Annotated in this window: 28 protein-coding genes and 1 pseudogene; 6 read left to right on the plus strand and 23 right to left on the minus strand. The window is 44.8% G+C overall.

Going from position 1 to position 25,023, the window contains the following annotated elements; translation table 11 throughout:
* Nucleotides 1-2: 2 nt before the first annotated feature.
* From A142_RS10840 to A142_RS10860, 5 genes are all read right to left on the minus strand, one after another.
* Nucleotides 3-434 carry a YeeE/YedE family protein gene (locus A142_RS10840; protein ID WP_019822731.1) on the minus strand — a complete coding sequence of 144 codons (432 nt, stop codon included), beginning with the start codon at nucleotides 432-434 and terminating at the stop codon, nucleotides 3-5.
* A complete protein-coding gene (locus A142_RS10845) occupies nucleotides 434-913 on the minus strand; it encodes a YeeE/YedE family protein (protein ID WP_019822733.1) in 480 nt (159 codons plus the stop codon). The genes A142_RS10840 and A142_RS10845 overlap by 1 nt, the downstream gene beginning before the upstream one ends.
* A gap of 214 nt (nucleotides 914-1,127) precedes the next feature.
* Nucleotides 1,128-2,360, minus strand: coding sequence for a glycosyltransferase (locus A142_RS10850; RefSeq protein WP_019822735.1), 1,233 nt, complete (start codon nucleotides 2,358-2,360; stop codon nucleotides 1,128-1,130).
* 99 nt (nucleotides 2,361-2,459) lie between these two features.
* On the minus strand, nucleotides 2,460-2,924 hold the full coding sequence (locus tag A142_RS10855; RefSeq protein ID WP_029405483.1) for a GNAT family N-acetyltransferase: 465 nt from the start codon (nucleotides 2,922-2,924) through the stop codon (nucleotides 2,460-2,462).
* Nucleotides 2,925-2,946: 22 nt separating this feature from the next.
* A complete protein-coding gene (locus A142_RS10860; protein ID WP_019822738.1) occupies nucleotides 2,947-4,044 on the minus strand; it encodes a ketoacyl-ACP synthase III in 1,098 nt (365 codons plus the stop codon).
* Nucleotides 4,045-4,166: 122 nt separating this feature from the next.
* Between A142_RS10860 and trxC the strand changes: the two genes are divergently transcribed.
* Nucleotides 4,167-4,601, plus strand: a complete 435-nt coding sequence (gene trxC, locus A142_RS10865) for a thioredoxin TrxC (RefSeq protein ID WP_019822740.1) — start codon at nucleotides 4,167-4,169, stop codon at nucleotides 4,599-4,601.
* Nucleotides 4,602-4,745: 144 nt separating this feature from the next.
* Here trxC and A142_RS10870 read toward each other — a convergent pair whose 3' ends face one another.
* Together A142_RS10870 and A142_RS10875 are read right to left on the minus strand one after the other, a co-directional pair.
* Nucleotides 4,746-6,395: a GMC family oxidoreductase gene (locus A142_RS10870; RefSeq protein ID WP_019822742.1), complete on the minus strand. Its 1,650-nt coding sequence runs from the start codon at nucleotides 6,393-6,395 to the stop codon at nucleotides 4,746-4,748.
* Complete coding sequence (locus A142_RS10875) at nucleotides 6,388-7,971, minus strand: long-chain-fatty-acid--CoA ligase (protein ID WP_019822744.1); 1,584 nt, start codon at nucleotides 7,969-7,971, stop codon at nucleotides 6,388-6,390. Before A142_RS10875 ends, A142_RS10870 begins: the two co-directional genes overlap by 8 nt.
* Nucleotides 7,972-8,341: 370 nt before the next feature.
* On the opposite strand from A142_RS10875, the gene A142_RS10880 reads away from it, so the two are divergent.
* Both A142_RS10880 and A142_RS10885 read left to right on the plus strand, forming a co-directional pair.
* On the plus strand, nucleotides 8,342-9,367 hold the full coding sequence (locus A142_RS10880) for an AraC family transcriptional regulator (protein ID WP_019822746.1): 1,026 nt from the start codon (nucleotides 8,342-8,344) through the stop codon (nucleotides 9,365-9,367).
* Between the two features lie 270 nt (nucleotides 9,368-9,637).
* The gene (locus A142_RS10885) at nucleotides 9,638-10,789 is read left to right on the plus strand and encodes an MFS transporter (RefSeq protein WP_019822750.1); all 1,152 of its coding nucleotides are present in this window, start codon (nucleotides 9,638-9,640) and stop codon (nucleotides 10,787-10,789) included.
* A gap of 118 nt (nucleotides 10,790-10,907) precedes the next feature.
* Here the strand turns inward: A142_RS10885 and A142_RS10890 are convergent, their stop codons facing one another.
* From A142_RS10890 to A142_RS10900, 3 genes and pseudogenes are all read right to left on the minus strand, one after another.
* Nucleotides 10,908-11,243 carry a winged helix-turn-helix domain-containing protein gene (locus A142_RS10890; protein ID WP_017104789.1) on the minus strand — a complete coding sequence of 112 codons (336 nt, stop codon included), beginning with the start codon at nucleotides 11,241-11,243 and terminating at the stop codon, nucleotides 10,908-10,910.
* Between the two features lie 147 nt (nucleotides 11,244-11,390).
* Nucleotides 11,391-11,777, minus strand: a pseudogene (locus tag A142_RS10895) (winged helix-turn-helix domain-containing protein).
* A gap of 120 nt (nucleotides 11,778-11,897) precedes the next feature.
* Nucleotides 11,898-12,791, minus strand: coding sequence for a helix-turn-helix domain-containing protein (locus A142_RS10900; RefSeq protein WP_019822756.1), 894 nt, complete (start codon nucleotides 12,789-12,791; stop codon nucleotides 11,898-11,900).
* Nucleotides 12,792-12,841: 50 nt separating this feature from the next.
* Between A142_RS10900 and A142_RS10905 the strand changes: the two genes are divergently transcribed.
* On the plus strand, nucleotides 12,842-14,239 hold the full coding sequence (locus tag A142_RS10905; RefSeq protein WP_019822757.1) for an MATE family efflux transporter: 1,398 nt from the start codon (nucleotides 12,842-12,844) through the stop codon (nucleotides 14,237-14,239).
* A 104-nt stretch (nucleotides 14,240-14,343) separates the two neighbouring features.
* On the opposite strand, the gene A142_RS10910 is transcribed toward A142_RS10905, so the two are convergent.
* Together A142_RS10910 and A142_RS10915 are read right to left on the minus strand one after the other, a co-directional pair.
* The gene (locus A142_RS10910) at nucleotides 14,344-14,739 is read right to left on the minus strand and encodes a nitrous oxide-stimulated promoter family protein (RefSeq protein ID WP_019822759.1); all 396 of its coding nucleotides are present in this window, start codon (nucleotides 14,737-14,739) and stop codon (nucleotides 14,344-14,346) included.
* Between the two features lie 2 nt (nucleotides 14,740-14,741).
* Nucleotides 14,742-15,257: a GNAT family N-acetyltransferase gene (locus A142_RS10915; protein ID WP_019822761.1), complete on the minus strand. Its 516-nt coding sequence runs from the start codon at nucleotides 15,255-15,257 to the stop codon at nucleotides 14,742-14,744.
* Between the two features lie 97 nt (nucleotides 15,258-15,354).
* Between A142_RS10915 and A142_RS10920 the strand changes: the two genes are divergently transcribed.
* Entirely contained in the window at nucleotides 15,355-15,564 is a 210-nt protein-coding gene (locus A142_RS10920) for a DUF2986 domain-containing protein (protein WP_019822763.1), read from the plus strand.
* A gap of 129 nt (nucleotides 15,565-15,693) precedes the next feature.
* Here the strand turns inward: A142_RS10920 and A142_RS10925 are convergent, their stop codons facing one another.
* From A142_RS10925 to A142_RS10965, 9 genes are all read right to left on the minus strand, one after another.
* Complete coding sequence (locus A142_RS10925; protein WP_019822765.1) at nucleotides 15,694-16,617, minus strand: ABC transporter substrate-binding protein; 924 nt, start codon at nucleotides 16,615-16,617, stop codon at nucleotides 15,694-15,696.
* A gap of 2 nt (nucleotides 16,618-16,619) precedes the next feature.
* On the minus strand, nucleotides 16,620-17,495 hold the full coding sequence (locus tag A142_RS10930; RefSeq protein WP_019822767.1) for a metal ABC transporter permease: 876 nt from the start codon (nucleotides 17,493-17,495) through the stop codon (nucleotides 16,620-16,622).
* Nucleotides 17,495-18,229: a metal ABC transporter ATP-binding protein gene (locus tag A142_RS10935; RefSeq protein ID WP_017104781.1), complete on the minus strand. Its 735-nt coding sequence runs from the start codon at nucleotides 18,227-18,229 to the stop codon at nucleotides 17,495-17,497. Before A142_RS10935 ends, A142_RS10930 begins: the two co-directional genes overlap by 1 nt.
* Nucleotides 18,229-19,164: a metal ABC transporter solute-binding protein, Zn/Mn family gene (locus tag A142_RS10940; RefSeq protein ID WP_029405484.1), complete on the minus strand. Its 936-nt coding sequence runs from the start codon at nucleotides 19,162-19,164 to the stop codon at nucleotides 18,229-18,231. Before A142_RS10940 ends, A142_RS10935 begins: the two co-directional genes overlap by 1 nt.
* 45 nt (nucleotides 19,165-19,209) lie before the next feature.
* Nucleotides 19,210-19,803, minus strand: coding sequence for a DUF6162 family protein (locus A142_RS10945; protein WP_019822772.1), 594 nt, complete (start codon nucleotides 19,801-19,803; stop codon nucleotides 19,210-19,212).
* Nucleotides 19,800-20,135, minus strand: coding sequence for a hypothetical protein (locus tag A142_RS10950; RefSeq protein WP_019822773.1), 336 nt, complete (start codon nucleotides 20,133-20,135; stop codon nucleotides 19,800-19,802). Before A142_RS10950 ends, A142_RS10945 begins: the two co-directional genes overlap by 4 nt.
* Nucleotides 20,136-20,250: 115 nt before the next feature.
* Entirely contained in the window at nucleotides 20,251-21,087 is an 837-nt protein-coding gene (locus A142_RS10955; protein WP_019822774.1) for a DUF4198 domain-containing protein, read from the minus strand.
* Between the two features lie 118 nt (nucleotides 21,088-21,205).
* Nucleotides 21,206-21,724 carry a DUF2271 domain-containing protein gene (locus A142_RS10960; RefSeq protein ID WP_019822776.1) on the minus strand — a complete coding sequence of 173 codons (519 nt, stop codon included), beginning with the start codon at nucleotides 21,722-21,724 and terminating at the stop codon, nucleotides 21,206-21,208.
* Between the two features lie 71 nt (nucleotides 21,725-21,795).
* Nucleotides 21,796-22,425 carry a PepSY-associated TM helix domain-containing protein gene (locus A142_RS10965; protein ID WP_019822778.1) on the minus strand — a complete coding sequence of 210 codons (630 nt, stop codon included), beginning with the start codon at nucleotides 22,423-22,425 and terminating at the stop codon, nucleotides 21,796-21,798.
* Nucleotides 22,426-22,767: 342 nt separating this feature from the next.
* On the opposite strand from A142_RS10965, the gene A142_RS10970 reads away from it, so the two are divergent.
* Nucleotides 22,768-23,088 (plus strand): hypothetical protein, encoded by a 321-nt coding sequence (locus tag A142_RS10970; RefSeq protein ID WP_019822780.1) that lies wholly within the window; start codon nucleotides 22,768-22,770, stop codon nucleotides 23,086-23,088.
* A gap of 131 nt (nucleotides 23,089-23,219) precedes the next feature.
* On the opposite strand, the gene A142_RS10975 is transcribed toward A142_RS10970, so the two are convergent.
* Both A142_RS10975 and A142_RS10980 read right to left on the minus strand, forming a co-directional pair.
* On the minus strand, nucleotides 23,220-24,398 hold the full coding sequence (locus A142_RS10975) for a tetratricopeptide repeat protein (protein ID WP_019822782.1): 1,179 nt from the start codon (nucleotides 24,396-24,398) through the stop codon (nucleotides 23,220-23,222).
* Nucleotides 24,395-25,015 carry an energy transducer TonB gene (locus A142_RS10980; RefSeq protein WP_019822784.1) on the minus strand — a complete coding sequence of 207 codons (621 nt, stop codon included), beginning with the start codon at nucleotides 25,013-25,015 and terminating at the stop codon, nucleotides 24,395-24,397. The genes A142_RS10975 and A142_RS10980 overlap by 4 nt, the downstream gene beginning before the upstream one ends.
* Between the last annotated feature and the right edge of the window lie 8 nt (nucleotides 25,016-25,023).

The raw sequence follows: 25,023 nt of genomic DNA on the forward strand, positions 1-25,023 counted from the left end.
TACTAACAGGTTTTATTCGCTCGTCCCGCCAGCCACATTCCCACCAGCATACTTAAGACGAACAGCCAAACCGTTTGGTTGCCGCCACTAAGGCTGGTTACTGCTGGGCCCGGGCAAAAGCCTGCAATCCCCCAACCTAAACCAAAGGCAGTTGAACCTAGAATCAGCTTTCTGTCGATTAGCGGATTGTTATGGCTATCTAACGGCTCGCCATTGATGGCTTGAGCGCGCTTTTTAATGACCAGATGATAAAACGGTGCGAACACCAATAACGCTCCACCCATCACGAATGCCAAGCTGATATCCCAGTCGCCAGTAATGTCTAAAAAGCCAAGTACTTTGTTCGGATCAACCATGCCTGAAATGATCATGCCAGAGCCGAAAAGAAGACCTGCGAGCAAGCCAATAACGATAGTAAACGAAGAGTTTTTCATTACGCCCCCAAACCAATCAGATTCTTAACCAACACAGTTGCCATTGCCACACCCATAAACACACAAGTCGCGACAATTGAACGTTTAGACAAACGTGCCATTCCCACAATGCCATGGCCGCTCGTACAGCCATTTGCAACCTTAGTGCCGAAGCCCACCAAAAGGCCGGCTATGATAACCACTGCAAAGTTGATTTCTTCTAACTGAGGAAGTTGATAGCCAGTTGGAATCAACAACCAACCGCTCACAACCATTCCGACAACAAAAGCAAGTCGCCAATGTTTCTCGGTTTTCTCAATGCGGAAGTCCGAGCTGGATTCAGATCCTGATTCTAAGCTTTTATTCTTTCTAGATGGCAATAAGCGACTAACGATTCCGCTGATTCCCGCAACTCGCCCGATGCCCAACATCAGAACAATTGCCGACGCGCCTAGCAGCATGCCACCAAAAAATGCATCCCAAGGTATAAAACTAATCACTGACCTCTCCTATCCACAAACTCAAATCTAACTCACCACTATTTAAATTAGAGTCTACTAATAAATATAAATTAGTCAATGCTAATGTAACGCGCTATGTTTCGGTTTGCAAATCTAGTGTCTAAAGCCAAAAGTCGAAAAGCGTCCCCCATGAAAAAGCCCCTAGGCGTTAACCTAAGGGCTTAAGATTTATTCTGTCTTTGGAAAAGAACAGCTATTTGATCTTGTTCTTCTCAGCAATCCACTGCGACATGTACTTAGTGCTCGCCATGCTGTGGTGCTTCAGCATAGAGCCAATGAAGTTATCCAGTCGATGTGATTCAAGCTCGGACTCTATCGCAATCAAACGCTCGATCAATTTGTCGCCCAGTTGATTCTGTTCATAGTGCGCTTCAAGAATTGAATGACACTGGCTTTGAGCTTTAATCCACTTCTCTTCATCTTTATAGAGAGCAACAGCTGCTTCAACAAACGCGTCGATATCGTCTGCAACAGCGCCCGGCCATTGCAACTCACCTTGCGGCAACATGCCTTCACTACCAATTTCACTGGTCACGTTTGGAGTTTGCAGCTTCATCGCATCAAGCAGCTTGCCTTTAATGCCAGCGCCAAAGCGTAATGGCGCAACACAAACACGCGCCTGTTCCATTACTTCTTGAGCGTCTTTAGCCCAACCTTTGATATGGAAACCGGTTTTTGGATTATGCAAAGCGGTTGCTTTCGGCGGCGGATAAGATCCGTAAATATGAAGTTCACTATCAGGCAACTGCTTACGAATCTTTGGCCAAATCTTTTGTAACTGAAGCACAGCATCCCAGTTAGGCGCATGTCTAAAATTACCTATCGTCATGAAATGCTTACGTTCTTCAAAGCTTTTCGTACTTTCAGGCAACGTGTTGAGATCAACCATGAACGGCAGGTGATGTAACAGTTTTGGATCGATATTGAACTGAGATTGGAGCAATTCCATCTCGTAACTTGAGATGATCAACGAAAGATCACAGCGTAGAATCGCGGCAATTTCACGTTTAGCCAAGTCGCTGTACAAGTGTGCTTTGGTCAGTTCCGTTTCTTTCTTAACGGCTTCGTGTCGAGCATTACGTAGAAACTGTAAGTCTTCCGTATCCAGTAACTTAAAGGCATTCGGGCATACTTTCTCGACACGCCAACCAAACTGTTCTTCCATCATAAAACGGTCAAACATCACGACATCGGGCTGCAGCTCTTCAATATAATCGTCAAAGCTATCGCAATTTAACTGTATAGATTGGCTTGTAATGCCCTCTTCAGAGAGATCAATCATGTGCTCGGTTTCTTGAGCGGGTGTTGCAAATTCAACTGACCAACCTTGTCTCTTAAATAGACGTAATAGAGACATCATATGGCTGCCAGCCGCCGATGAATTCGGTTCTGGCCATACGTAGCCAATTGCTAAAACTTTCTTCAAAACACTTCCTAAGAAATAACAAAAGGGACTGTAGAAGTCCCAAATTAAACGTAAATCAATTTAGATCGCTAATTATAATTGGTTCTAAGAACTCAGCGATCAGATTCGCTCACCTACATTGCGAGCTATCATAAGCACTTCATCAGCAGAGTACAGGTTTGAAATCGTGGTTTCGACTTGAGCGCCTAATGTCGACTGATAGAGCTTTTGTGCAAAGTTGTCTGCTCTGGTGGTCACTAATACATGTTTTAGTGTCGAGCCTTGCTCTGCTAGCTTGTGCTTCACTTGGGGCAAGGAGTCTAGAATCAGCTTTTTGCCTAATCCTTGCCCCTGCGCGCTCGGTAACACAGCAAGTTGCTCTAGTTCCAAAACAGCTTCAGGTCTAAACCCACTCTTTTGCACCCAAATTATGTAGCCGACAATCTCACCTTCACTCTCTGCAACGAAGTTAAGAAAGCGTGGTGCAGCGCTTAAGTTACATTGTAACCAATCTTTTGAGTTTTGCTGTCGAACAAAAGTAGCTTGGTGAACTAAAGCCGCCCCATCAAGGTCGGCTTTTGTCATAAAACGAACTTGCGCGATGCTACTACCCATTCTCAGAATTAGGACGCGTTTTACAGTGTAAAATGGCTCTTTCTAAAAGCTCTAAAGCCGACTTATCTGCTTCTGGAAGCTTAGCGTCCGACTGACCTAACGGTTCAACACGGCTACCCCATTTAATATGACCAGCACCCCAAGTTAAACCGGCACCGAATGCCGCCACAAGGATGTTTGAGTTAGGTTTAACAAAGCCTTGCTCTAACGATTCACACAATGCAATTGGCACAGTCGCAGCCGACGTGTTGCCGTAGTTTTGAATGTTCACAAACGCTTTCTCACGTTCAATGCCCGCCATGTCGCACAGAGTTTGAATGATTCGGATGTTTGCTTGGTGTGGAATCACTACATCGATGTTGTCTGTTGAGATGCCAGTGCGGCTCAATACTGTGTGTGCTGCTGCACCCATGCCTTTAACCGCACGTTTGAAGATCTCTTTACCAACGAAGTCAAAGTCCCAATAACCGTTGTCCGCAGCAAAACGATCCATAGATGTACCGAATTTTGGTACCGCTAGAATATCACGACCTTCAGCATCACAACCGATCTGAGCTTCTTGTAAGCCAACTTGTTCTTCGGTGCGGGATAGAACCACAGCGCCAGCGCCATCACCGAAAAGAACCGCGGTATCACGCTTGGTCCAATCAATGAAGAATGACAAACGTTCTGCGCCCACAACGATAGCGTTGCGGTAGTTACCCGCTTGAATCAGTCGAGTCGCCGTTTCAACACCGTAAATGAAGCCAGTACATGCCGCATTAAGGTCGAAAGCCGCTGCACTCTTAATGCCTAGATTCTGTTGAACCTTAGATGCGGTGTTTGGGATAAGTGAGTCTGGGCTGCACGTCGCGATGATAACAAGATCGATATCTTCAGCAGTTAGGCCAGCACACGCCATTGCATGTTTCGCTGCAACAGTCGCAAGTTCAGAGGTATTTACATGACTGATACGACGGTTTTCGATACCAGTTCGAGTTCGAATCCACTCGTCAGACGTATCAATGAAAGTGCTTAAATCATCATTGGACAGCACGGCTGGTGGCAGACACTTTCCCCAGCCAGTAATTTCGGCGTAAAATTTTGTCATCATTTACCTGTTTATTGTTTGTTTTTATTTAAGTATCGTATTCTAGTTTTAAACAGTATAAGCGCTCCGTGCGTGATTCGTAAATCGCGTTAGCAACGGAGTTACAATAAAAAGAGAAAGTTATGTCTACATTCAACACACGTTGCCCTTCTTGTAATGGCGTAAACCGAGTTCCTTCAGAAAGAATTTCAGAAAGCCCAACCTGCGGTAAATGCAAAACAGCATTGCTCGACGGCGCTCCTATAGAGGGAACATCACTTAATTTCCAATCTATTTTGAACAGTTCACAGCCTGTGGTTGTCGATTTCTGGGCGACATGGTGCAACCCATGTGTGGGCTTTGCGCCAGTGTTCAGTGACGTTGCTAAAGAGCGTTCGGGAGATGTTCGATTCATTAAGATTGATACTGAAGCTCAGCAACAGCTTGCCGCAATGTATCAAATCAGAAGTATTCCGACGGTAATGGTCTTTAAAGACGGTAAACGTGTCGATACGATTAACGGTGCGTTACCAAAAGGCCAATTTGATCAGTGGCTTAATCAAGCTCTAACCAAATAACACTATTATTTAGACTATTAGTTAAGCTATCGATTTAGCATTACTTAATTCTAAGTAAGCACACAAAAATAGGTTAGAGAGTCTTATCAAACCAAGACTCTCTAACCTACTGTTTTATTAATGGTTATCACTTAACTTCTTGATTTAAACCACAGCTTCGCCTTTCGCTTTAATGCCAGCTTCTTGCTGACCTAACTCGTATTCCTGTTTGATCTGGTCTGCGACTTTCTCGGCAATCATAATGGTTGGCGCATTGGTGTTTGCCCCAATCAAAGTCGGCATCACAGAAGCATCAATGACTCTCAAATTATCCAATCCATAGACTTTAAGGTCTTTATCTACCACGGCCAGCGAGTCATCATTAGACCCCATTTTGCAAGTTCCCACTGGATGATACTGGGTATCCGCACGGTTACGAATATCTTGCTCGATAGCCTTATCGTCACTTGCATCGACTGGGTAAAATGCATTACCACGGATGTCATCAAACGGCGCACTTTCAAGCATTTGGTACTGTTTCTTCCAGCCCTTAACCATAATCTCCATGTCTTCTGGATGACTGAAAAACGCAGGATCGATCTTAGGCGGATCATAAGGATCACTACTATTGAGCGTTACGGTGCCTATGCTTTTCGGTCGTAGCAAGGTGACGTGAGAGGTAAACCCATGACTGGTATGTATTTTTCTGGCGTGATCATCAACCACAGCGACGACAAACACAAACTCTAAATCCGGCACGGCGATATGATCTTCTGAACAGAGAAAACCTATCCCTTCTGCAAAATTACTGGTCATCTTGCCACGGCGTTCTTTGTGCCAGAGCGGTAAGGCTTTGGTCATTTCAGAGGCCATTTGCAACGAGATACCGAAAGTTTCACGTTTTTCACTGCACTTGTACGAATGTACTAAGTCGATATGGTCTTGAAGGTTCTTACCCACTCCAGGCAACTCATGAACCTGTTCGATACCATGCGCCTCCAATTCACCTTTAGCGCCGACACCCGACAATAACAGCAATTGTGGGGAACCAAAGGCGCCAGCGGATAGAATCACTTCTTTGTTGCATTGGATCTGATAACGCTTGCCGTTAGAACCATACTCGACACCAACCGCCTTCTTGCCTTCAAACAAGACCTTATGCGTGGTTGCCTTGGTCACGACCGTTAGATTTGGTCTTGAAAGGTTTGGCGTTAAATAAGCCTTGGCAGCACTGCATCGTTCGCCATTAATTTGAGTCACCTGAGTCGGCATCGCCCCAAATTGTGCCGCACCATTGATGTCTTCATTACGAGGAACCCCTATCGACTCACACGCCGTTAAGTAACGTTCCAACATCGGGCTTGGCGATCGAAGGTTAGCCACATTCAATGGACCACCTTGGCCGTGATACTCATCTTGGTGGACTTCGTTATTTTCTGCTTTCTTAAAGTAAGGTAGACACGATTCATAATTCCACCCGGTGTTACCCAAGCTTTCCCATGTGTCGTAGTCGTAACGGTGCCCACGAGCGTACATCATGGCATTGATAGAACTAGAGCCGCCAAGTGTCTTTCCTCTCGGTTGGTAACCTTTGCGGCCGTTCAAACCCGGTTGTTCAACGGTTTCAAAAGCCCAATTATTCAGTTTGGTTGGCATCATTGCCACCACGCCGACCGGTGTATGAATGAATGGGCTCGTGTCTTTACCGCCCGCTTCTAACAAGCAAACAGTGACATTCGGGTCTTCCGACAACCGCGAAGCCATGACACAACCCGCAGAACCACCGCCAACAATAATAAAATCATAACTATCCATTGGTCATCTCCGCTATTTCTAGTGGGTGTAATTCTCGTTTCAAAATTTTGCCTGTCGCCGTCATTGGTAGCGCTTTACGAATGAACACCTTTCGAGGGTATTTGTAGTCGGCTAATTGTTCACGACACCAAGCTATCAGTGCTTCGCTATCACATTGTGTATGTTCATGAAGCACCACATGCGCATGAATCTCTTCACCTAGGCGATCATGATGCTCACCCACAACGGCGACCATTTCGACATCAGGATGGCACATCAAAACTTCTTCAACTTCGCGCGGATACACGTTGTAACCACCACGGATGATCATGTCTTTAACGCGATCGACAATGAATAAGTTGCCGTGCTCATCGGTGCGTCCGATATCTCCAGTTAGGAACCAACCGTCTCTGATGGCTTCCGCCGTGGCTTCTGGTCTTTGATAGTAGCCTTTCATGACACTTGGACTCTTGGTGCAGACTTCGCCCAACTCTCCCATCGCGACTGAGTTACCTTGAATGTCTGTAATCTTAATAAGGTGACCACACAAAGGTTGACCAACACTGCCCGACAAGCGATCACCATCAATATGGTTAAAGGTAGCAACTGGCGCAGTTTCAGACAGCCCATAACCTTCCAATACTGGAAGTTCGAATCGAGATTCAAATTGACGAATAACCTCAAGCGGCATAGAAGCCCCACCAGACACGCCAAGCCTTAAGCTGTGTTTGACTTGTTCAGAGCGCTCTAACGACTCTTCTCCTGCTCGCAACAACGCGATATACATAGTAGGTACGCCCGCAAACACGCTGACTTTATGGTTAATGATCTGGTCGATCACCAGTGACGGTTCGAAACGCGGAATCAACACCATGGTGGACCCTGTTAGCACACTCGCGTTCATCATGACCGTCTGGCCGAAGCTATGGAACAAAGGCAGTGTGGCCATTGTGGTGTCGCTGTACTCCAATCTCATTAGATACTGTGACGACATCGCATTGGTTTGCATGTTGGTGTGGGAAAGCTCAGCCCCTTTTGGTTGACCCGTCGTGCCAGAGGTATAAAGGATCACAGCGGTATCATCGCCATGACAAGCCACAGACTCAAAAGGAGTAAAAGGTTGTGCCAACCAATCAGCTATTGATTCATGCTGCTCATTTCTTTCTGAAGGAGTTCCTGAGCTTGTTGGGAGTGGCATCTCAATAAAATATTCACACTGATTTGCCTGCTCGAAGCCTTGTAATCCATAACGTCCAATTGGCAGCTCTTCACTGCCCTCAAAGCATAAATAAGCTTTCGCATCTGAATCATTAAGGTGATAAGCGATCTCTCTGGCCTTGAATAAAACATTCAAAGGCACCACCACACAGCCCGCTTTTAGAATCCCGTAATAAGCGATTGGAAAATACGTGACGTTCGGACACGACAGCGCGACCTTATCTCCCTTCTTTAACCCGAGTCTTTTTAGATTCGCGGCCACGCTTCCAGAAAATTGTTCTAACTGAGAAAAGCTGATTTCATCCGATCCCATACGCAGAGCGGCTTTAGTTGGAAAAAGCGAAGCGCTGCGCTCCAAGTTAACAGCAAGATTGTGCATCCATGATCTCCTTATTCGGCTTGACCTAGCGGTCACATTCGCCTTAGACGTTTTAATCGTTGTAATAAGTGTTGTCTTTGTTGCTATCAAAGCCTGCACATTGGTGTGTCATGTAGGTAAGAGTATTTATTGAGCAAAATGTTTAAGATGTTCCAATATGCAACCTATCAAATTACAACATTTTGATAACATTCCGAACAGGTTTCAAAAAGACAAAAACCGGTGATATTCGGACGCAGCTCTATCAGGCCTTGTAAAACCTTGCACACATAAAGCAAAAGTTTGAACAAGCTTGGGAAAGTGAGAACAGGCGACAAGCGTAAATGTTAAGAGTTCGGTTAAGATGGGAATATTCAACAAGAGGCATCCTATGGAATACACCGCAGTCTACGAACCCGATATGCAAGCATTCGGTATTCTTGATCTTCAATTACTGCATCGCTATATGTCACCCGCCCTCAATATCGAAGCATTATTGGAAGGCAGTAACATTGATGCTCTGCAACTCAACACGCCAGACACCCACATTACCTTGGCGCAAAAGTTGGCGGTGTTCAGTAACGCATTGGCGAACACTGATAAAGGCGGTTTAGGGTTAAGAGTCGGCCAACAGGCACGGTTTAGCGACTTTGGTGTTCTAGGTTATGCGGTATTCAGTAGTGAAACGCTGTTAGATGCTTTGCTGATTGGATTTAAATATCTGCAGCTTGCTGGCCCTGTACTTAGAAAAACGATGTCAGTAGAAGATAACGTTGGATACTTTAGAGCCGAGCAGCTGATCGACTTGGACTCGCTGCTGCCATTTTGTTGCGAATATTGGTTCACCGCAATTCAAAGCCTGTGTGAAGAAGTACTGCAACAACCATTCCCATCTCAAGTGATCCGCTTCCCTTACCCGAAGCCAGAATACGGCGACCTCTACACAGAGATTTTCCGTTGCCCCGTTGAATTCAATAGTGATCGCCTTGAATGGCAGTTTGATGCAACAAGTTTGTACTCGCCTCTTCCTACCGCCAATACCATCACGCTGCAGATGTGTCTGAAATCGTGTGACGACATGTTGGCAAAAGTCAGTGCGTCCACCAGCCTAAAAGAAAAAGTCTCTCAAATGCTGCTAGAGAGACCGGGCTGTTACCCTTCGATAGAATCTATTTCATCAGAATTGGGGATGTCTTCTCGAACGCTGCGCCGACACCTCAAAGCCGTCGATACGAGTTACCAGAAGATACTTGACCACGTTCGTTTTCACCTTTCTCGACACTACCTTTCTTCAACTCAAATGAGCATTGAAGAAATATCTGAGCGCGTTGGGTTTTCAGACAGCGCTAACTTTCGACATGCCTTTCGTAAATGGAGTGGAAGCTCGCCCAGACAATACCGAAAAGAAGTGGTCTAACACGATTAAACGCCCTAAATTAAAATCTGATGAATACAACGAATCTCTCTCCCTCTTTCAAATTAAATAGTCGTTTGAACAACGCTTTATCGGCTATTTAACCGCAGAAAATATCGCGAAAACATGAAATATCACAACGGTATTTTAGCCAACAAACACGATAAATTTCTTTTATCTTCACGACCATTTTTATTCGTTTTACCCAATCCAGTTTCTCCCCCATAGTCGCGGAAAATTCATCGTTTCTTTCACTATTTAGAGGCTCCTGCATTGGACAACATCCAACCAACAACTCGCATAACTGTTCCTGTTATTGCATTGTCTTTTTACGCGATCGCTTCAGGCTACTTAATGAGTTCATTACCGTTAATGCTGTCTGAGTATGGCTTAGACAGTAATCTATCGAGTTGGTTGGCGAGTGCCTTTTATGCAGGTCTTTTAGCGGGTACGTTATTGATTGAACGTGCGATCGCTCGCGTTGGTCACAAAGACGCGTTCGTCATCGCATTGAGTGTGTTCATCGCAACGATCCTTGTATTGCCATTGATCCCACACCAAGCGGTATGGCTATTAGCTCGCTTTGTGGCTGGTGTGGCTGTTGCAGGTATCTTCGTGATTGTAGAATCTTGGCTAATGAGCGGTGATGAATCTCAGCGTGCGAAACGTTTAGGGGTTTACATGTGTTCGCTATACGGCGGTTCTGCCATTGGTCAACTTGGCATTGGATACCTCGGTATTACAGGCGGCGTGCCTTTCATTGCAATGTTCACCTTGTTGTTTGGTGCAATCATTGTGTTGATGTACGGACAAGCGACAGCACCACAAATTCACGATGCTAAGTCTCTATCATTGAAACAAATCAGCAAACTGAGCCACAGCGCATTAATTGGTTGTATCGTATCGGGGCTAACACTTGGTTCTATTTATGGCTTGATGCCTGTAGAACTGGCTCAGCGCAACATCGCACACCAAGATATTGGTGGTTTGATGGCGTTAGTAATTATGGGTGGTATGGCTGTTCAGCCGATGGTGACATGGTTATCTCACCACATAGGACAAGTGTTATTAATGGCTCTGTTCAGCCTACTAGGGGTTGCAAGCATTGGTGTACTAACGATAAACCATGATTTCTACGTACTAGGCATGAGCCTATTCGTACTGGGCATGGCAACATTCGCACTTTACCCAATTGCGATTAACTTAGGTTGTCGTAACTTAGACCCAAGCTATCTGGTGTCAGTGACTCAGGTTATGCTGCTGTGTTACAGCATCGGTTCAGTCGCAGGACCATTGGTAGCAGATAGCTTTATGGATTCTCAAGCAGGACTATTTACTTACCTGTTTGCGTCTCTGCTAGCGACAACGATTTACATGTTAATCGCAAGCCTAAAGCGCTCTCCTCTACAGATTGCTGGCGAGTGATATAGCAAGTTCATTAGATAGAGAATAGTGGGGCTCTTCGTGTGACTAATCGTCTAAATGAAGCGCCCTTTTCTTTAACTGTAATAATGCGGAGAAATATAAAACCAGCGAACAGTGTTTAAGGTTGGAACACGTAACCTTCACCCGTTATCGTCATGATCAGCCCATCACCAAACAAAGATCGAATTTCCGATATGGCGACGATCACAGAAGAATTGGTGACTTTCTCACTTTCCCAACCAATCTTCTTTAATTGACTAACACTGAACAGTTCGCCCCGATGTCGATTCATAAATAAAATGATCTTTCGGTACGCCAAAGGCATAGTAGCCAGTACGTAACCATTTTCAACATTGCGGATGAGTTTGGTGTTGAGTTCAACAATTTTACCGTTTAATTCAAGTACTAGGTTGTTTTCAGAGTGGTTCGTTTCTATTGCAGGATAAGAGTCCATTTTTATATCATTCCCTTACTATATAGCCAGCGACAATGTCAGATTCATTCATATTTATATAACGTCGCTTATAAGTGGACGTTTTAGAATTGACGATAATCAATGGAACTCGTACGGTAAAGAGATTAAATTTTTATTATTAATATATTAATAGGATATCAATAGGAGATTATTTATCACTCCATAACATACCCTTCATTGGAAACGGTTTGTATACAACGGCAGTCGAGAATCCTTCGTATCTCGTAAATAGCAACCAACACAGATGCAGTTGTCACCGCTTTACCAGCCCAACCTACACTCTTGAGAATTTGCTTACTTACAACTTGGCCTCTATTTAGGTAAAGATAGAAAAGTACTTTACGATGAGGCTCAGAAAGCGTTCCTATTATTGAACCACAACCCTGCTTTCGAACAATTTTTGTACCTGATTGAAACTCTTTATTATTTAGAATAACCTTTGACGGGAATTCAAAATCATTCACACTTTTGATAGCTTGTTGCATTAATTCCTCGCATTGCATATGCAGTCACCCTCTTGGATATTTCCAATAGTACCGAATAGAGTAAAAATACTAAATTGATAGATATCTCAATACAGTATTATTACTGCAAAGATTGATCTTGCGTAATTGATCGAGGAAATAAACAACGCTAACCGGCAACCCGATGACTCTTTCGATATTGACTTGGCGATAAACCAAAATGCTTTTTAAAGCGATGTGAGAAGTTATAAGGATCTTTGTAGCCTAAGCGGTTGGCAATCATCGACACTGACCAATCTTGCTGCTTCAACAAGCTGGTCGCTTTGTCCATTCTCAGTTGTATCAACTTGCTACGTGGAGACACGTTAAACAACGACTTAGTGACTCGGTTTAACTGTTCTTCACTGATGAAAACACGTTCTGCCATCCCCGCTACGGTCCACGCTAAATGTAGACTACTCTCGATTTCGTTGTATAACGCCTGAACACGTGCCGTGGTGCTAGTCGATTTGGGCTCAAAGCCCGTTAAGGTTCGAATAATCTCGCTCATGAGCAGTTTTCTGTAACTTGCACGGCCGCCAATTTCAAAGTGAACCAAATTCATCAGCGACCAGATCTGTTCACACTGTCCAAAAGGCACAATGTTCTGACCTAAACTCGCAATATGTTGCCATTGCGGAGTATCAGGCGTCAACATCCACGCCATTTTCCAATAGTTGTATTGAGGATCGAGTTCAAAGCGAAATGGCGTTTCCGCGGGCAGAACCACCAGTGTGTATGGCGTGATGGCTTGTACCGAGGTTGCGGTCGTTAGAATTCCGCCCCCTTCTTGAGTAAAAATTAGCGTATGAACGTTTACGGATTCACGTTCAACCCAATACGCGTCATATAACTTCGCCATGCCACCCATATAAACACCACAGCTTTTCATTTCTGGGATATCTTCAACGGTCAAAAAACGTTCTTTGCAATGTTCCGCGAGAAAAACATCATCATGCCAAGTTGATTTAGGCTTCATAGTCTCAATGACGGGTTTGCACAGGTTTTGTTGTTTTTTAAACATGTTGTTACTTCACTCAAATCACTATAGTTCTGCCATAAATTGGAGAGCTTATGACAACTAACATCAACCCTAACTCATCTATGAATAACAAGCCAGAGAGCATCTTACCTCGTATCGTTAAACTTGGTTTGCCTGTTGCTTTGCAAAGTGCGCTGGTTGCTATTCTTGCCCTTGCTGACGTATTAATGGTCAGTGATTTTGGCATGGAAGCAGCTGCGGCTGTGGGAATTGCATCAAAATGGCACTTCGTTGCTATTATGATTATGGCAGGGTTGGCCTCAGCAAACGGAACATTAGTCGCCCAATACTGGGGAAAGAATGACCGAAAAAGTGCGCGCACAGTGTCATCTATCGCGATGGTATTTGGCTTAAAAGTTCTGCTACCTGTGACTGCAATCATCACTCTTGGTTCTCAGTTTTTAATGATGTTGCAAACCAGCGATCAAACCGTGATTGAACTTGGCGCGACTTACCTTTGGTATGGCTTCCCTGTTTTGCTGCTGACTCACATTGTGGTCGTGGTTGAAGCGAGCATGCGCTCATCAGGTGACACCGTAACTCCACTATTATTAGGTGGTGTTACCATTGCACTCAACATCGCGCTTAACTTCGTTCTAATTAAAGGGGCTTTCGGCATTCCAGCAATGGGCGTGGCGGGTGCGGCATTGGCGACAACCTTAGCGCGATTGATTCAAGTGGGCTTGATGTATAGCTACATGCGTATGCGTAAACACTGGCTGTTAACCACTCCAAGCTCACCACATCGTCCGTCACTGTGGCTTTCTTACCGACGTATTGCATTGCCGCTAACCATGAATGCCGTGTTGTGGGCAATGGGTACTATGGCATACCAAATGATCTTCGGTCACATGGGCACAACAGAGCTGGCGGTTTTCTCGATGCTCGCGCCGTTCGAATCGCTGTGTTACTCGATTTTCTTTGGTATTTCTGTAGCGTGTTCAGTATTGCTTGGCCATTCGCTGGGCCGTGATGAATTTGATGACGCAATGAGCATGGGCCTAACGTTCATAAAGGCTGTAATTGGATTTGGTGCGGTTGTCGGCCTTCTCCTCTTCCTAGGCAAAGAGCACGTATTGAGTTGGCTTAACTTAACAAACGAGAAACTATACCCACTCGCCGCGCCAGCAATGATGATCATGTGCTTTGCTGTCGTAATTCGCATGCTAAACATGGTAATCATCAACGGCATTATTCGTGCTGGTGGTGACAATGCATTCTGCCTGCGCATGGATTTCATCGCGATGTGGATGGTTGGGATTCCAGTGTGTGTTTACGGCGCATTTGTCGCTGGATGGGATTTCAAATACATCTATGGTCTGATGTTGGTAGAAGAAGTGGTGAAACTGGCCATCTGTTCACACCGATACTTGAGCCGACGTTGGATCAATAACCTAACGGTTACCTATGAAGAACCACAAGCGGCTTAACCTCATGAAGCTAGCCGCCTTCTGAACAAGAAGATTAGAAACGAACAAAGGTCTGAGAAATCAGACCTTTGTTCGTTTCGTCAGTAATTGATTTAAAGCGCCAGTTACTTCTTGTTCATTCGGATATGTCGATTAGACACATTCGGCAGTGGCTTCTCTGGCACTTTACGTTTCTCATGAATCAAATGCCTGATCGCTAAAATCGGATGCTTAAGTAGCATTCTTGGCCCTGCATAGCGCATCACTAAACGCATCTGCTCTTTCGGGTCAGGCTTATAGCAATGAATCGGACACTTATTACAGGTCGGCTTTGCTTCTCCATAAGGGCATCTATCGAGCCGTGTCTCTGCATAACGCAACAGTTGCTCACACTCTTCACATAACGCGTTATTCTGACGAACCGCACCATGGTGATCTTTGCAGTAGATGTGCACCATCGCAATAACGGTTTTGTACTCCGTCTCGAGTTCGCCTTGCAGAATGTTGTTATGTTGGAACATGATTAATTACCTAATGAGAGACCGTACAGGTTGAGATTGACGCTTTCATTAATCGTCTCTTCAACTCGTTCGAACACAAAACCTAACTTAGTCAGTAGTGCGATACTTCGAATGTTATCAGAGGTTGTGATGGCAACTAAATGATCGATATCAGCATTATGATTAGCTTGTTCAATTATCGCTTGTGCCGCTTCCAATGCAAAACCTTTCCCATAGACTTCAGGGACAAAACCATAGCCGATGTCATGAGACTCTAAGTTATCTCGTTTGATTAATCCGCATACTCCAATTGGCGTTGAGGAATCTTTAATTTCAACCACCAATAAGCACACACCTTTCTCTTGATGCATTTTGAGAATGTTGTTTTCGATGTATTCAACAGCCTTGTCAGTATCTGTGATTTCCTTGTCTCCGATGTAACGCAGGAAATCTTCTGAGCTGTATAATCGTTGGATAAACGCCGCATCTTGAGGTGTGATCATTCTTAATCGTAAACGAGCGGTCTCGACTGCCTGCATAGTGATATTTTCCTTGCTGAATACCATGTAAATATTGAGTTCTAGATCTAAAATGATTATCCTCCACCGCATAAACTAAATACAAGGCTATGCAGCAATGAACCGTAAGAAAAAAATCAATCAAATTCTAAAGAAAAGACAGAAACAGGCGAATTCTAAACTGCATGGTAGCAACAAGCCTCGCTATATTTCTAAAGCTGATCGCGCAAAAATGGAAGCTGAAGAGCAAGCGAAAGCCGCTCTTGAACAAGCAGAAGGGTCTGTAGAAACAACGGTTGAAGCCGAAGAGACAAAAGCTGCAGAGTAAGTTTTTGACTCACGAGATACTTTTGCTCAGCGCTCAGATCAGAGCCTGTAGACAAGAACAAAAAAAGCAGCCTCTATTTGGGCTGCTTTTTTGATCCTACCGTTTTGATCTAGCGACTTGGCTATTTAATTAACCTTTGAAAGGTTCAATTTCCCAGCGTGCGAACGGTGCTTTTGCATTAATCCCTGCTCTTCCCCAACGGTCTACCGAGTCAACAACAAGAATTCGCTCATTAGGCACCAGTGACTTAATCAAAGTCGTCGGCTTTTTCGCTGTGACTAACCAGAGTGCATCGTCTTCTGAAAACATCGCTTCGAGTTTGGCTTTGTCTTGTTCTGTCCATTCAAGTTCAGCTTTGAACATACGTTCTTCAACAAACAGTTGAGTACCTGAGGCGAAATCTTCCAAGCTTTCTGACAGCAACAAGATTGAATCTACGTCGTTATCCAATAACACCGCTTGTTGTTTGTTAATCAGTTCACGCACATCAAGCATTACACGCTGTAGGTTGCTATCAATGGTCTCTGCTTGCGCTGGCCACAATAACTTAAAGTCGTCAGCAACAATCGCCGCCATGCGCGTTAAGTTGGTTGGATTTAACCATGCGTATTTAGACACATCGCCATTTGATAACGTCAGCGCGGCAACACCTTGAGCACGCGGTGTGATCGCTTGAGCCGCATCCACCTCAACCAAACGGATATTCCCCTGTCTTGCGTAAACAAAAGTTGGGTCAGCTTGCCAGATAGATGACAGCGTTAATGCTACGGTCGCCTTTTCGCCGGATTGAAGGACTTTGCTTGCGCCCTTGGTACCAAACCAGTTTGTCAGACGATCAATGCCGTAGCGTTTTGGTGGCAGATATTCGGTGGTAATGTCTGTGCCTTTGGTTAACTCTGTCGCCAAAGCATAGGTCACAGGCGTACTGGTGAGGATATCCTCGGCATTAGCACTGATAGACACCATTGAGCCAGCCAACAATAAGCTAGTTAGTGCGCCTACTTGAGTCGTTGCCTTCACTGAACTTGAGATACGATTCATTAAAGAGGTCATGATTATGCCTTTCTTACAATTCGGTATAGCGTTGCCGCTAGGAAAAATGTCGCTGAAACGATGATGATTGAAGCGCCCGAAGGTACTGGTAGTTTCAATTCCATAGGTAAGACGGTTCCAACTAAACACGCGACCGTTGCCAGAAATGCAGACAGCAATACAAAACTGCCCATACGTTTAGTCAACAATCGAGCTGTCGCGCCTGGAATCAGCAATAACGCACCCACTAGAACTGCGCCTACGATCTTCACGGCCGCAATCGTTACTAGGGTGATCATCATGACAAACAAGTAATCGTAAAAGCTGGTGTTGTAACCACGAACCTTTGCTATATCAGGGCTGATACAGGTCAGGAGAATGCGGTTAAACGTCGGTATCAAGAGCAAGATGATGATCGCGCAGCTACCTGCAAGAATCGCTAAGTCTTGGTCTGTTACGGTCAGAATCGAGCCAAACAGTACGTTTTCAAGCATGTGGATGTTGATCTTACGAGCTACGTACATCAGCAATGCCGCACCCACCGCTAACGCTAGCGCAAGGAAAACACCCACTAAGGTATCGTATGGCACGTTAGTTCTATTTCTTACAAAGTGAAGAAGCAGAGCGAAGATCATACAGAAGCTAAACAGACCAATGATTGGGTTTTCTGGTGGCTCACCAAGCAAAACACCAATAGCGATACCGGTTAATGCTGCGTGGCCAACGGCTTCTGAGAAGAAGGCCAGACGCTTAGCAATCACCAAAGTACCAAGACCACCTAACAAAGGGCCAAGTAGTAACGCCGCAACCAGAGCATTCACCATAAAGGCATACATGAAGCTGTCTGATAACCAGCCCGCTTCCACACCACTAATGGCAAGTTGTCGTAACCATTCCATTACGCAACCTCCTTCGATTTAACGATGGCTGCACCACTGCTGTAGTGCTGAAATAAACTCTCGATTTTACTTGGGTGCAGCACTTGTTCATGTGGGCCACTATCAACCAAGAATCGATTCACAACATGTACATTCGCTTCAAGGCGACGTACTGCGGTTACATCGTGGTGAACGGCAAGAATCGTGCGGCCTTCATCAACACATTCACGAATTAGAGATTCAAGATAACGAACGCCCTGCTCATCCATGCCAGTCGTAGGTTCATCCAGCACCAATAGGCTTGGGTTATCCAATAAGGCTTGAGCGAACAACACACGTTGCTGCTCGCCACCCGATAACTGACCCATACGGCGGTCGCTACGAGTCGCCATTCCCACACGATCCAATTGCGCTAATGCGAGATCCAACTGCTTAGACTTACGACGCCAAAATAGCGGAATTCGAGTTTGGTTAAGCAGTACGAAATCCATGACCGTTAGAGGTAAGCTCGATTCGAAGGTCGCTTTTTGAGGAACGTAACCAATACTTGGCTTTTCTGGCCAATGAATATTGATTTGCCCAGAGAAAGGCGTCAAACCAAGAACCGAGCGCAGCAAAGAGGTTTTTCCTCCGCCGTTTGGCCCCATGATCACATGGCACTCACCTGCTTTAAGTTCTAGTGAAATATCATCAAGAATGACGTTGTTGTCGTATTGCAGACCAAGTTGATTGATTGAAATTGATGGACCTAGCATTATGCGTTCGCGCTTTTAGCTTGGTTAGCCGCCGCAAATTTCATTGCTTCGATTAACGTTTCTAGGTTCTTCTTCATTTCAACTTCTACTTTGTCGTCTTCGTATTCGCCGTGCGTCATGTGAGAGAAACGGTAAAGCTGAACGCCCGTTTCCGCTTCAATGGTGTCAACAAAACGGTTTGGCATGTTGAGCTCATAGAACAGAACATCAATACCCGATGCGCGGATCTTTTCGATCGTTTCTTGCAGTTGGCTAGCACTTGGTTCAACACCGTGTGCAGGCTCAATTACCGCCGCCACATCTACACCAAACTCTTGAAGGATATAGCCGTAAGCATTGTGCGTCGTCGCTACTTTCATGCCTGATGTGTCGAGTTCGCCTAATGACAACATCGCATCGCGCTTCATAAAGCGAAATTGCTTGGCGTATTTACGCGCGTTCTTGCGATAAAACGCAGCGTTGTCTGGGTCGAGCTTAGAGACTTCACTCGCGATGGTGTAAACCTTTTGAATCGTTGTCGAAAGACCAACAAACGTATGCGGGTTCACAGCACCTTGACCAACAGACTGGCCCAGTGCAGGAAGCAAAGGCACTTCTTTGTTTGCTTCGATAACCACTAAGTCATCGCGTTGCGCGGCTGAAATCACCTTAAGCGCGAAGTCATCATGACCAATACCATTTACCACGATCGCATCCATCTGGCTCAATCGCTTTAAATCATTGGGTTGTGGCAAGTAGTTATGCGGATTAAACCCAGCATCAACCAATGGAAGAATGTTAACTTTGTCACCCACCACGGCTTTTACGTAGCTGTAATAAGGCTGGAGGGTTATGCCAATCGTTAGCTTGTCGCTATCTATCTTGTATTCTTTTGCCAATGCATTGGGTGTCATTAACACCGCCAATAACGACATCAATAGAGTCATAATTCGCATAGTAAATCTCTTATTATTAGTGAGCATTTTTGTAAGCCGGATTGTTTAATGAGAAGAAGCATCATGCTGTTCAACTTCTGATTCATTGACGACCATTTTCCAGCCCGCAGACTCAAGTGTGTGTTGTTCAAAAGTACCGGGCTGTTCTGCTACTCCACCGAAGTAGATCCAGATTTCAGGAGAGACGCTGTTCGCGTTTAAAATAAACGAGTCTGCAAAGCCATGTTCGCTTTGTGCAGCATATTTACTTGGTGTCGCATATTCGCTTGGATTAGAAAAGTAGTAACCACGCTTATCCAATAACCAAGTATGAGAACCTTTGCGCTTCCAACTCTGGTCTTCAACAAAAGGCGCGACCCATTCATCTTTAAGTGACATAACACTTGGCCATTCGCCGTCTGAGTCCATACGCAGGTCGCGAATCTCTTCATGCGCCAAACGTAGCTCTGACAACATTGCCAAGTTTTCTTGTTCAACATCGGTCACCAGAATTTGATGATCAAGTACCGCTTTCACGTGGGATTCTGCCTGATGAAATGGAATAGCGACCGTGGCAAAGCTCAGGATGAATACAATGATCAGCCCTACCCATTTGCCTTCTCTGCCACCCGTGTCAGCACGTACGCCTTGAATCATCATTTCTCGCTGATCTCAACAACGTCGACTTCAACAGGAAACTCGTGGCCTGAATCGAATACAAGGTAAAACTCAGTATTAGGATTTGGGAATTCGACGATAGAACGCTTATCCGTCATCTCTTTTGCAATCAAATTATCTTCGTAATCGTACATCTCAACCGCGTAATCAATCGCTTTACTACCATCAGAGTAACCCGCTTCACAGGCCACGGTTTTGCCTTCAAACCAGCAGCTCATCAGGGGAAAGTGTGCTTGCGCAGGTAATGCAGCAAAACCAAGTCCCAGTGCTAAGCAAGGAGTCATTAAAGTGTTAAGTTTTGTTTTTATTGTCATGGTTCATACCCTAGCCACAGTGCAAATTCTCAGAAGTAAACTGAGCGATAAAGGGCTCATATGAGCCCTTAAGTTTTTTGGTTCTTAATCAGGGATCTAACCCCGATACCACAGACTATTGAAGCAGTGCTTCGAACGTTAGGTGAACGTTCGCGCTTGCTTTGTCTGCCAATGGATTGTCAATCAACTCACCTTTGTAGTTCGCTTTCATTACGTAACGACCCGCTACGTCTGGAGTAAACGTGATTTCACCGTTCTCATCACTCACTACATCAATCTGCTCTTGGTGGTTGCGGTAAAGCGTACCTTCACGAGTGATCTCAGCTTTCACATCTTTCTGGATTTCACCGTTGTAGAAGAATTGGAATGTTACTGGTTCGCCTTCAACGATGTCTGAAGGGTGAGTCACTGGCTTCATCTCAAGTAGCTTGCCTTCAATTTTGAAGACTGAATCCGTTGGCTTACCTACCGTGATGTAGCTTTCTGCACGAGTGAAGCTGATTTGTGTTACCACGTCACGTGCTTTTTCTGGTAGCACTGAATCACGCTCTGCTTTGTTTGCTTTAATCCACTTCACGGTGTCGCGACGACCCGCTTTATACTGTGTGTAGTAAGACGGATAGTTGTTGATCGCCACTTTGTGTGTACCTTCTTCTTCAAAATAGAAGTCGAAGATTGAACGACGCTTGCCACGGATAACAAAGTTAGGACGCTCGCTGCGGCCATCAGGCATGATGACATGAGCATTTTCGCTGCCAGCAGGCTTATCAAAAACAAACGTACCGTGAGACGCAGTAACGTCGAACGTTAGCCAATCACCACCTTCTTTAGATACGGTAAAGTGAGATGGCAGAATCCAACGTGGGTGAGCTTGTGCTGTTGTCGTTGCTGCTAGGCCGAATGCCATCACACCTGCTAGAGCAAGTGCTTTAATTTTCGTTTGTTTCATCATGTTCAATTCCATTATTTATAATTGTTAGCCGTGTCGCTCTATCTGAGCCTACGATGACCACTGTCTATTCTGTTCAGCTTGGTTTTAGTTCGTACTTACTAGTTACTGTTCGCACTTACTATTTAGCGATGTAGTTCAGGGTGATTTCACCCGTCTCTTCCGTTGCTATTAATTCGTAAGATGCGTTTGAATCTGTGAGTGATACTTTTTGACGAAGGTAGTTACGGCCACCGTGTTCGCGAACCACTTCGATATGAACCGTGTACTCACCTTGTTCTAACGTTTCACCGCTGTCGCTCTTGCCATCCCAAACGAAACGGTACTGACCAGCAGGACGCGTTGCAGACGTCACAGCATCAACCAGCTCACGATCGTAACGGCCAACCTTTCTCCACCAGCTACGCAGATCTTTAAGCCATTCATCTTTACCGACCCAAAGCTCGATGGTTTTCACTGACTTTCGTTCGCTGTTCTCTACCCACACCGCCACATAAGGACGTGCATACATAGAGGTATCAATCTTTGGAAGCTCAAAGCTGACATCCAGTTTTGCCGTATCAGGAATCGCTTGTGCCATACCTAGGCTTGGCAAAAGAGATAAAGCAAGAAACGCCTTGCTCCAGTTCATTTTTTTCATGTTTAACAACCTTATAAACCCGTTTAACCTTAAGCTCGTTCTTCAATCTGATTCATCAATCGAATCAAGTGTTAAGGCACGGCGACAAAATAGATAACAAGTGAGATTGCAGACCCAAACACCGTCCATTTGATGGAGGTATTAAGCGTTTTTTTCTTAGGTAACAGTAAGCACACGCCAGTAAGCACAAAGAAGATCATCAGTAGCGCAGTGATATCGATAAACCATTTCCATACTTCACCGCTGTTACGACCTTTATGTAGATCGTTCAACAATGCGATAACGCCGTAGTTAGTGGTTTCGACTTCTACAAATTCAGACGTAACGTCAACAAACACGGAAGCGTTGTAGCCCGGTCCTTTGAAGTCCATAGACACTTCACCGATGAGCAACTCACCCTCTTCGATCTCTGCGTAGACGTCCAAACCTGAAGGAACGCCGGAGAGGTTAGCTTCTTCAAACAGAAACTTTTCAAAGGCTGTCTCGTCAGCTTTTAAACGGCCGTCTTGGATCGTAAATAAACTCGTAGGAAGCGTTAGCGTAGAGCGTTGGATATTAGGTTGGCTTGATTCAAATAACTCAGGTCGGTTCAGGGTTATACCTGTCACTGAGAAGAAAAGAACCACGAACAGAAGCGCCATAGAAATATAAACATGAAGTCGACGAGCCCATGACTGAACCGCCCTACTTTTTAACGACATACAAACCAATACCTATAAATTTTATGGCGACAATTTAGTTGATAATCATTCGTATTGGCATTCAATTTACATTGTTTACGTTTGCTGAGCGGCGTAAGGAAATTTACATAACATTACATCGGAAGTAATCGAACTGTATGCATATTCTTGCTAACGTGTACTAAAGGGATTTGATTCGTTCTATTAGAGCTTATCGATAACAGGTCAAAGCTCAAAAAACGTCAATCTCAACATGCTTGATTAAGATGGGTTTAAGGTAACAGTTGTGGCTTTAAGGATTGAAAGTTGGGACTATTTGATCACTGGTTTGATGATAGCTAATGAAGCTTAAAAGGATTTTAAATGCGTATTTTTGTTTTGGTTTTTGCTGCGCTAGCAACGGCGTGTACCAGCCAAATAACCAGCACGGAAGAACATATTCAACAATACATCGGTTCAGACATATCCGATGTACAAGAACGTTATCTCACCGAACGGTCACGCCCTATCAGTTTTTGGGCGTCTCGAAATTATGCTTGGATTGAAACCAAGAAGCCGTTAGACAATGGTTATACGCTGCATGCCTTTAAAAACCCTTATCGTGACTGCACCATTAATTGGGTTGCTGATACCAGTGGCGTAATCCAAAGTGCAACGTCTACAGGCACGATGTGCGAGCCTTAATTGACGCACTGTAACGATAAAGATCAAAAAAACTTAACCGTCAAACATTAAAAAAAGGTGTCATTTGAACCATCAAATGACACCCTTTTCTCTTGATTATTTTATCTTGTCTTCTGTTGTGCTACTAGTAGTTAAACGTTGCCGTTATCACTGACTGTTCTTAGCTGAGTCAGATATTTAATCCAACCTTTTGCTTCAGAAGATGGCTCAATGTTGTTCGCACGTTTCGCTTGAGCAAGAGCATTATCAAAATTCTTGAGCTTGTACCATGAGCGTACTTTCGCTAAAGCAACATCGGCTTGCTTGTTCTTGTCTTTCACTTTATCCAAAACAACCAGAGCACGATCGTAGTAACCTTGCTGCACCAGTAATTGAGCCACGTTCCAATGATATTGCGTGTCTTTTTTAGACGCTAACGTCCACACTTCAATAGCACTGTCCCACTCTTTCGCTAACTGCCAGTATGTTGCTTGCTCAGCCAGAAGTTGAACATCGCTGTTCGCATCATCTAACTTTGCGATCTCTTGTGCTGCACGCTCTGGAATACCGCGTTTAGCATAAAGCTGAGCCAGTAGTCTGCGGTCTGAGTTTTTCAGCTCCACACCTTGAAGATCTGCCAACGCTAACGTGTTCAATGCATCACGGTTGCGCTCTAGTCTTAACTGAATGCCCACAAGCTGACGCCACCAGTTGTCTTTTTCTGGTTGAAGTTCAATTAGGCTTTCCAGTGTTGGAATAGATTGCTTCCATTGCTTTAACTGTAGTTGCGCACCCAGTTTTAGCGATAGAGGCGACAGTTCTGGTTTTGCATTGAACTTGTCGCGATTACCAATGGCTACCAGTACTTTTGACCAGTTTTCGATTTGGTATTCCGCTTGTGCAATTCGCATCCAAAGCACGTCTTTCTTTTCTGCCTCTGGCGCTGTTTTAACTAACTCATAGTAATGTGGAAGCGCGTTTTTGAACTGCTGATCGTTTAATAAGAGATCGGCAAGCATACGCTTGGTTACCCAAGCTTGTTCATCGACCAGCAAATTAGTGTCTACGGCGTAAGTAAGCTGCTTAATTGCCTTATCGGTTTTGCCATCTTGCCAGTAAAACACACCCAGCATACGAGCTACGTACGCTTTGTCATAGCCTTTAGATAGCTCCAAGCCTGCAAGTACGTCAATGGCCTGTTTAACCTGTTCATCTTGAGCAAGCTTATGTGCCTTTTGAACACGAATAGCAGTATATTGGGTCAGCTCTTGCGCTTGTGTTGTAAGGGGCATTAACAACAAGCCCACTAACATCCATATCTGTTTCATCATTTTGCCAACTTAAACTCTAGTTTCACGGTTTGACCAACCTGAGCTATCGCTTTTCCATCGACGACTTTCGGTTGATATTTCCATTTTTTAAGTGCTCTCATCGCTTCACGTTCAAACATACGACGTGGGTTTGCGTCAGTGACTTGAATGTCAATTGGGCGTCCCGTTTCGTCGATGGTAAAAGACATAATGACATGGCCTTCAGCGCCACGCTTCAGCGCTTTCGCTGGGTAACGAGGTTCTACTCGATACAGAGGCATTGCCTGTTGGTTTGACCCGAAGTCAGAAAATGTCGGAGCGTTAATCGCTAGGCCGTCAATCGATGTATTCAAATCCAAAGAAGGCAGTGAAGACATCGAATTCAGAGGCGTAACTTCAGCTTGTGACTGAGACGCTTGCGCTTCCGGTGGCGGCTCTGGCATTTCTGGTTTTTCAGGGACTGCACGTTGTCTTCTTTGGACTTCTTGTTCTTGTTCCACCATTACCATGTTGAAACTTAACGTCTCGCTATCGTCTGGTGAACGTTGGTGGCCATTATCGACCATCCAAGCCATAAAAGAAAACAGAGCTAAGCCCAATGCACCCGCTAGCGGTAAAGCAAGAAATAGGCGAATCATTTATGAAG

Origin of the sequence: Vibrio splendidus 12E03 (genome assembly GCF_000272105.2) — a bacterium.
Classification (GTDB): domain Bacteria; phylum Pseudomonadota; class Gammaproteobacteria; order Enterobacterales; family Vibrionaceae; genus Vibrio; species Vibrio splendidus_I.

What these genes read in the sequence shown, in the direction of transcription:
- A142_RS10840 (WP_019822731.1), bottom strand. Translation starts at nt 434, where the DNA reads ATGAAAAACTCTTCGTTTACTATCGTTATTGGCTTGCTCGCAGGTCTT.
- A142_RS10855 (WP_029405483.1), bottom strand. Translation starts at nt 2,924, where the DNA reads ATGACAAAAGCCGACCTTGATGGGGCGGCTTTAGTTCACCAAGCTACT.
- A142_RS10860 (WP_019822738.1), bottom strand. Translation starts at nt 4,044, where the DNA reads ATGACAAAATTTTACGCCGAAATTACTGGCTGGGGAAAGTGTCTGCCA.
- trxC (WP_019822740.1), top strand. Translation starts at nt 4,167, where the DNA reads ATGTCTACATTCAACACACGTTGCCCTTCTTGTAATGGCGTAAACCGA.
- A142_RS10870 (WP_019822742.1), bottom strand. Translation starts at nt 6,395, where the DNA reads ATGGATAGTTATGATTTTATTATTGTTGGCGGTGGTTCTGCGGGTTGT.
- A142_RS10875 (WP_019822744.1), bottom strand. Translation starts at nt 7,971, where the DNA reads ATGCACAATCTTGCTGTTAACTTGGAGCGCAGCGCTTCGCTTTTTCCA.
- A142_RS10880 (WP_019822746.1), top strand. Translation starts at nt 8,342, where the DNA reads ATGGAATACACCGCAGTCTACGAACCCGATATGCAAGCATTCGGTATT.
- A142_RS10890 (WP_017104789.1), bottom strand. Translation starts at nt 11,243, where the DNA reads ATGGACTCTTATCCTGCAATAGAAACGAACCACTCTGAAAACAACCTA.
- A142_RS10900 (WP_019822756.1), bottom strand. Translation starts at nt 12,791, where the DNA reads ATGTTTAAAAAACAACAAAACCTGTGCAAACCCGTCATTGAGACTATG.
- A142_RS10905 (WP_019822757.1), top strand. Translation starts at nt 12,842, where the DNA reads ATGACAACTAACATCAACCCTAACTCATCTATGAATAACAAGCCAGAG.
- A142_RS10910 (WP_019822759.1), bottom strand. Translation starts at nt 14,739, where the DNA reads ATGTTCCAACATAACAACATTCTGCAAGGCGAACTCGAGACGGAGTAC.
- A142_RS10915 (WP_019822761.1), bottom strand. Translation starts at nt 15,257, where the DNA reads ATGCAGGCAGTCGAGACCGCTCGTTTACGATTAAGAATGATCACACCT.
- A142_RS10920 (WP_019822763.1), top strand. Translation starts at nt 15,355, where the DNA reads ATGAACCGTAAGAAAAAAATCAATCAAATTCTAAAGAAAAGACAGAAA.
- A142_RS10925 (WP_019822765.1), bottom strand. Translation starts at nt 16,617, where the DNA reads ATGACCTCTTTAATGAATCGTATCTCAAGTTCAGTGAAGGCAACGACT.
- A142_RS10930 (WP_019822767.1), bottom strand. Translation starts at nt 17,495, where the DNA reads ATGGAATGGTTACGACAACTTGCCATTAGTGGTGTGGAAGCGGGCTGG.
- A142_RS10935 (WP_017104781.1), bottom strand. Translation starts at nt 18,229, where the DNA reads ATGCTAGGTCCATCAATTTCAATCAATCAACTTGGTCTGCAATACGAC.
- A142_RS10940 (WP_029405484.1), bottom strand. Translation starts at nt 19,164, where the DNA reads ATGCGAATTATGACTCTATTGATGTCGTTATTGGCGGTGTTAATGACA.
- A142_RS10945 (WP_019822772.1), bottom strand. Translation starts at nt 19,803, where the DNA reads ATGATGATTCAAGGCGTACGTGCTGACACGGGTGGCAGAGAAGGCAAA.
- A142_RS10950 (WP_019822773.1), bottom strand. Translation starts at nt 20,135, where the DNA reads ATGACAATAAAAACAAAACTTAACACTTTAATGACTCCTTGCTTAGCA.
- A142_RS10955 (WP_019822774.1), bottom strand. Translation starts at nt 21,087, where the DNA reads ATGATGAAACAAACGAAAATTAAAGCACTTGCTCTAGCAGGTGTGATG.
- A142_RS10960 (WP_019822776.1), bottom strand. Translation starts at nt 21,724, where the DNA reads ATGAAAAAAATGAACTGGAGCAAGGCGTTTCTTGCTTTATCTCTTTTG.
- A142_RS10965 (WP_019822778.1), bottom strand. Translation starts at nt 22,425, where the DNA reads ATGTCGTTAAAAAGTAGGGCGGTTCAGTCATGGGCTCGTCGACTTCAT.
- A142_RS10970 (WP_019822780.1), top strand. Translation starts at nt 22,768, where the DNA reads ATGCGTATTTTTGTTTTGGTTTTTGCTGCGCTAGCAACGGCGTGTACC.
- A142_RS10975 (WP_019822782.1), bottom strand. Translation starts at nt 24,398, where the DNA reads ATGATGAAACAGATATGGATGTTAGTGGGCTTGTTGTTAATGCCCCTT.
- A142_RS10980 (WP_019822784.1), bottom strand. Translation starts at nt 25,015, where the DNA reads ATGATTCGCCTATTTCTTGCTTTACCGCTAGCGGGTGCATTGGGCTTA.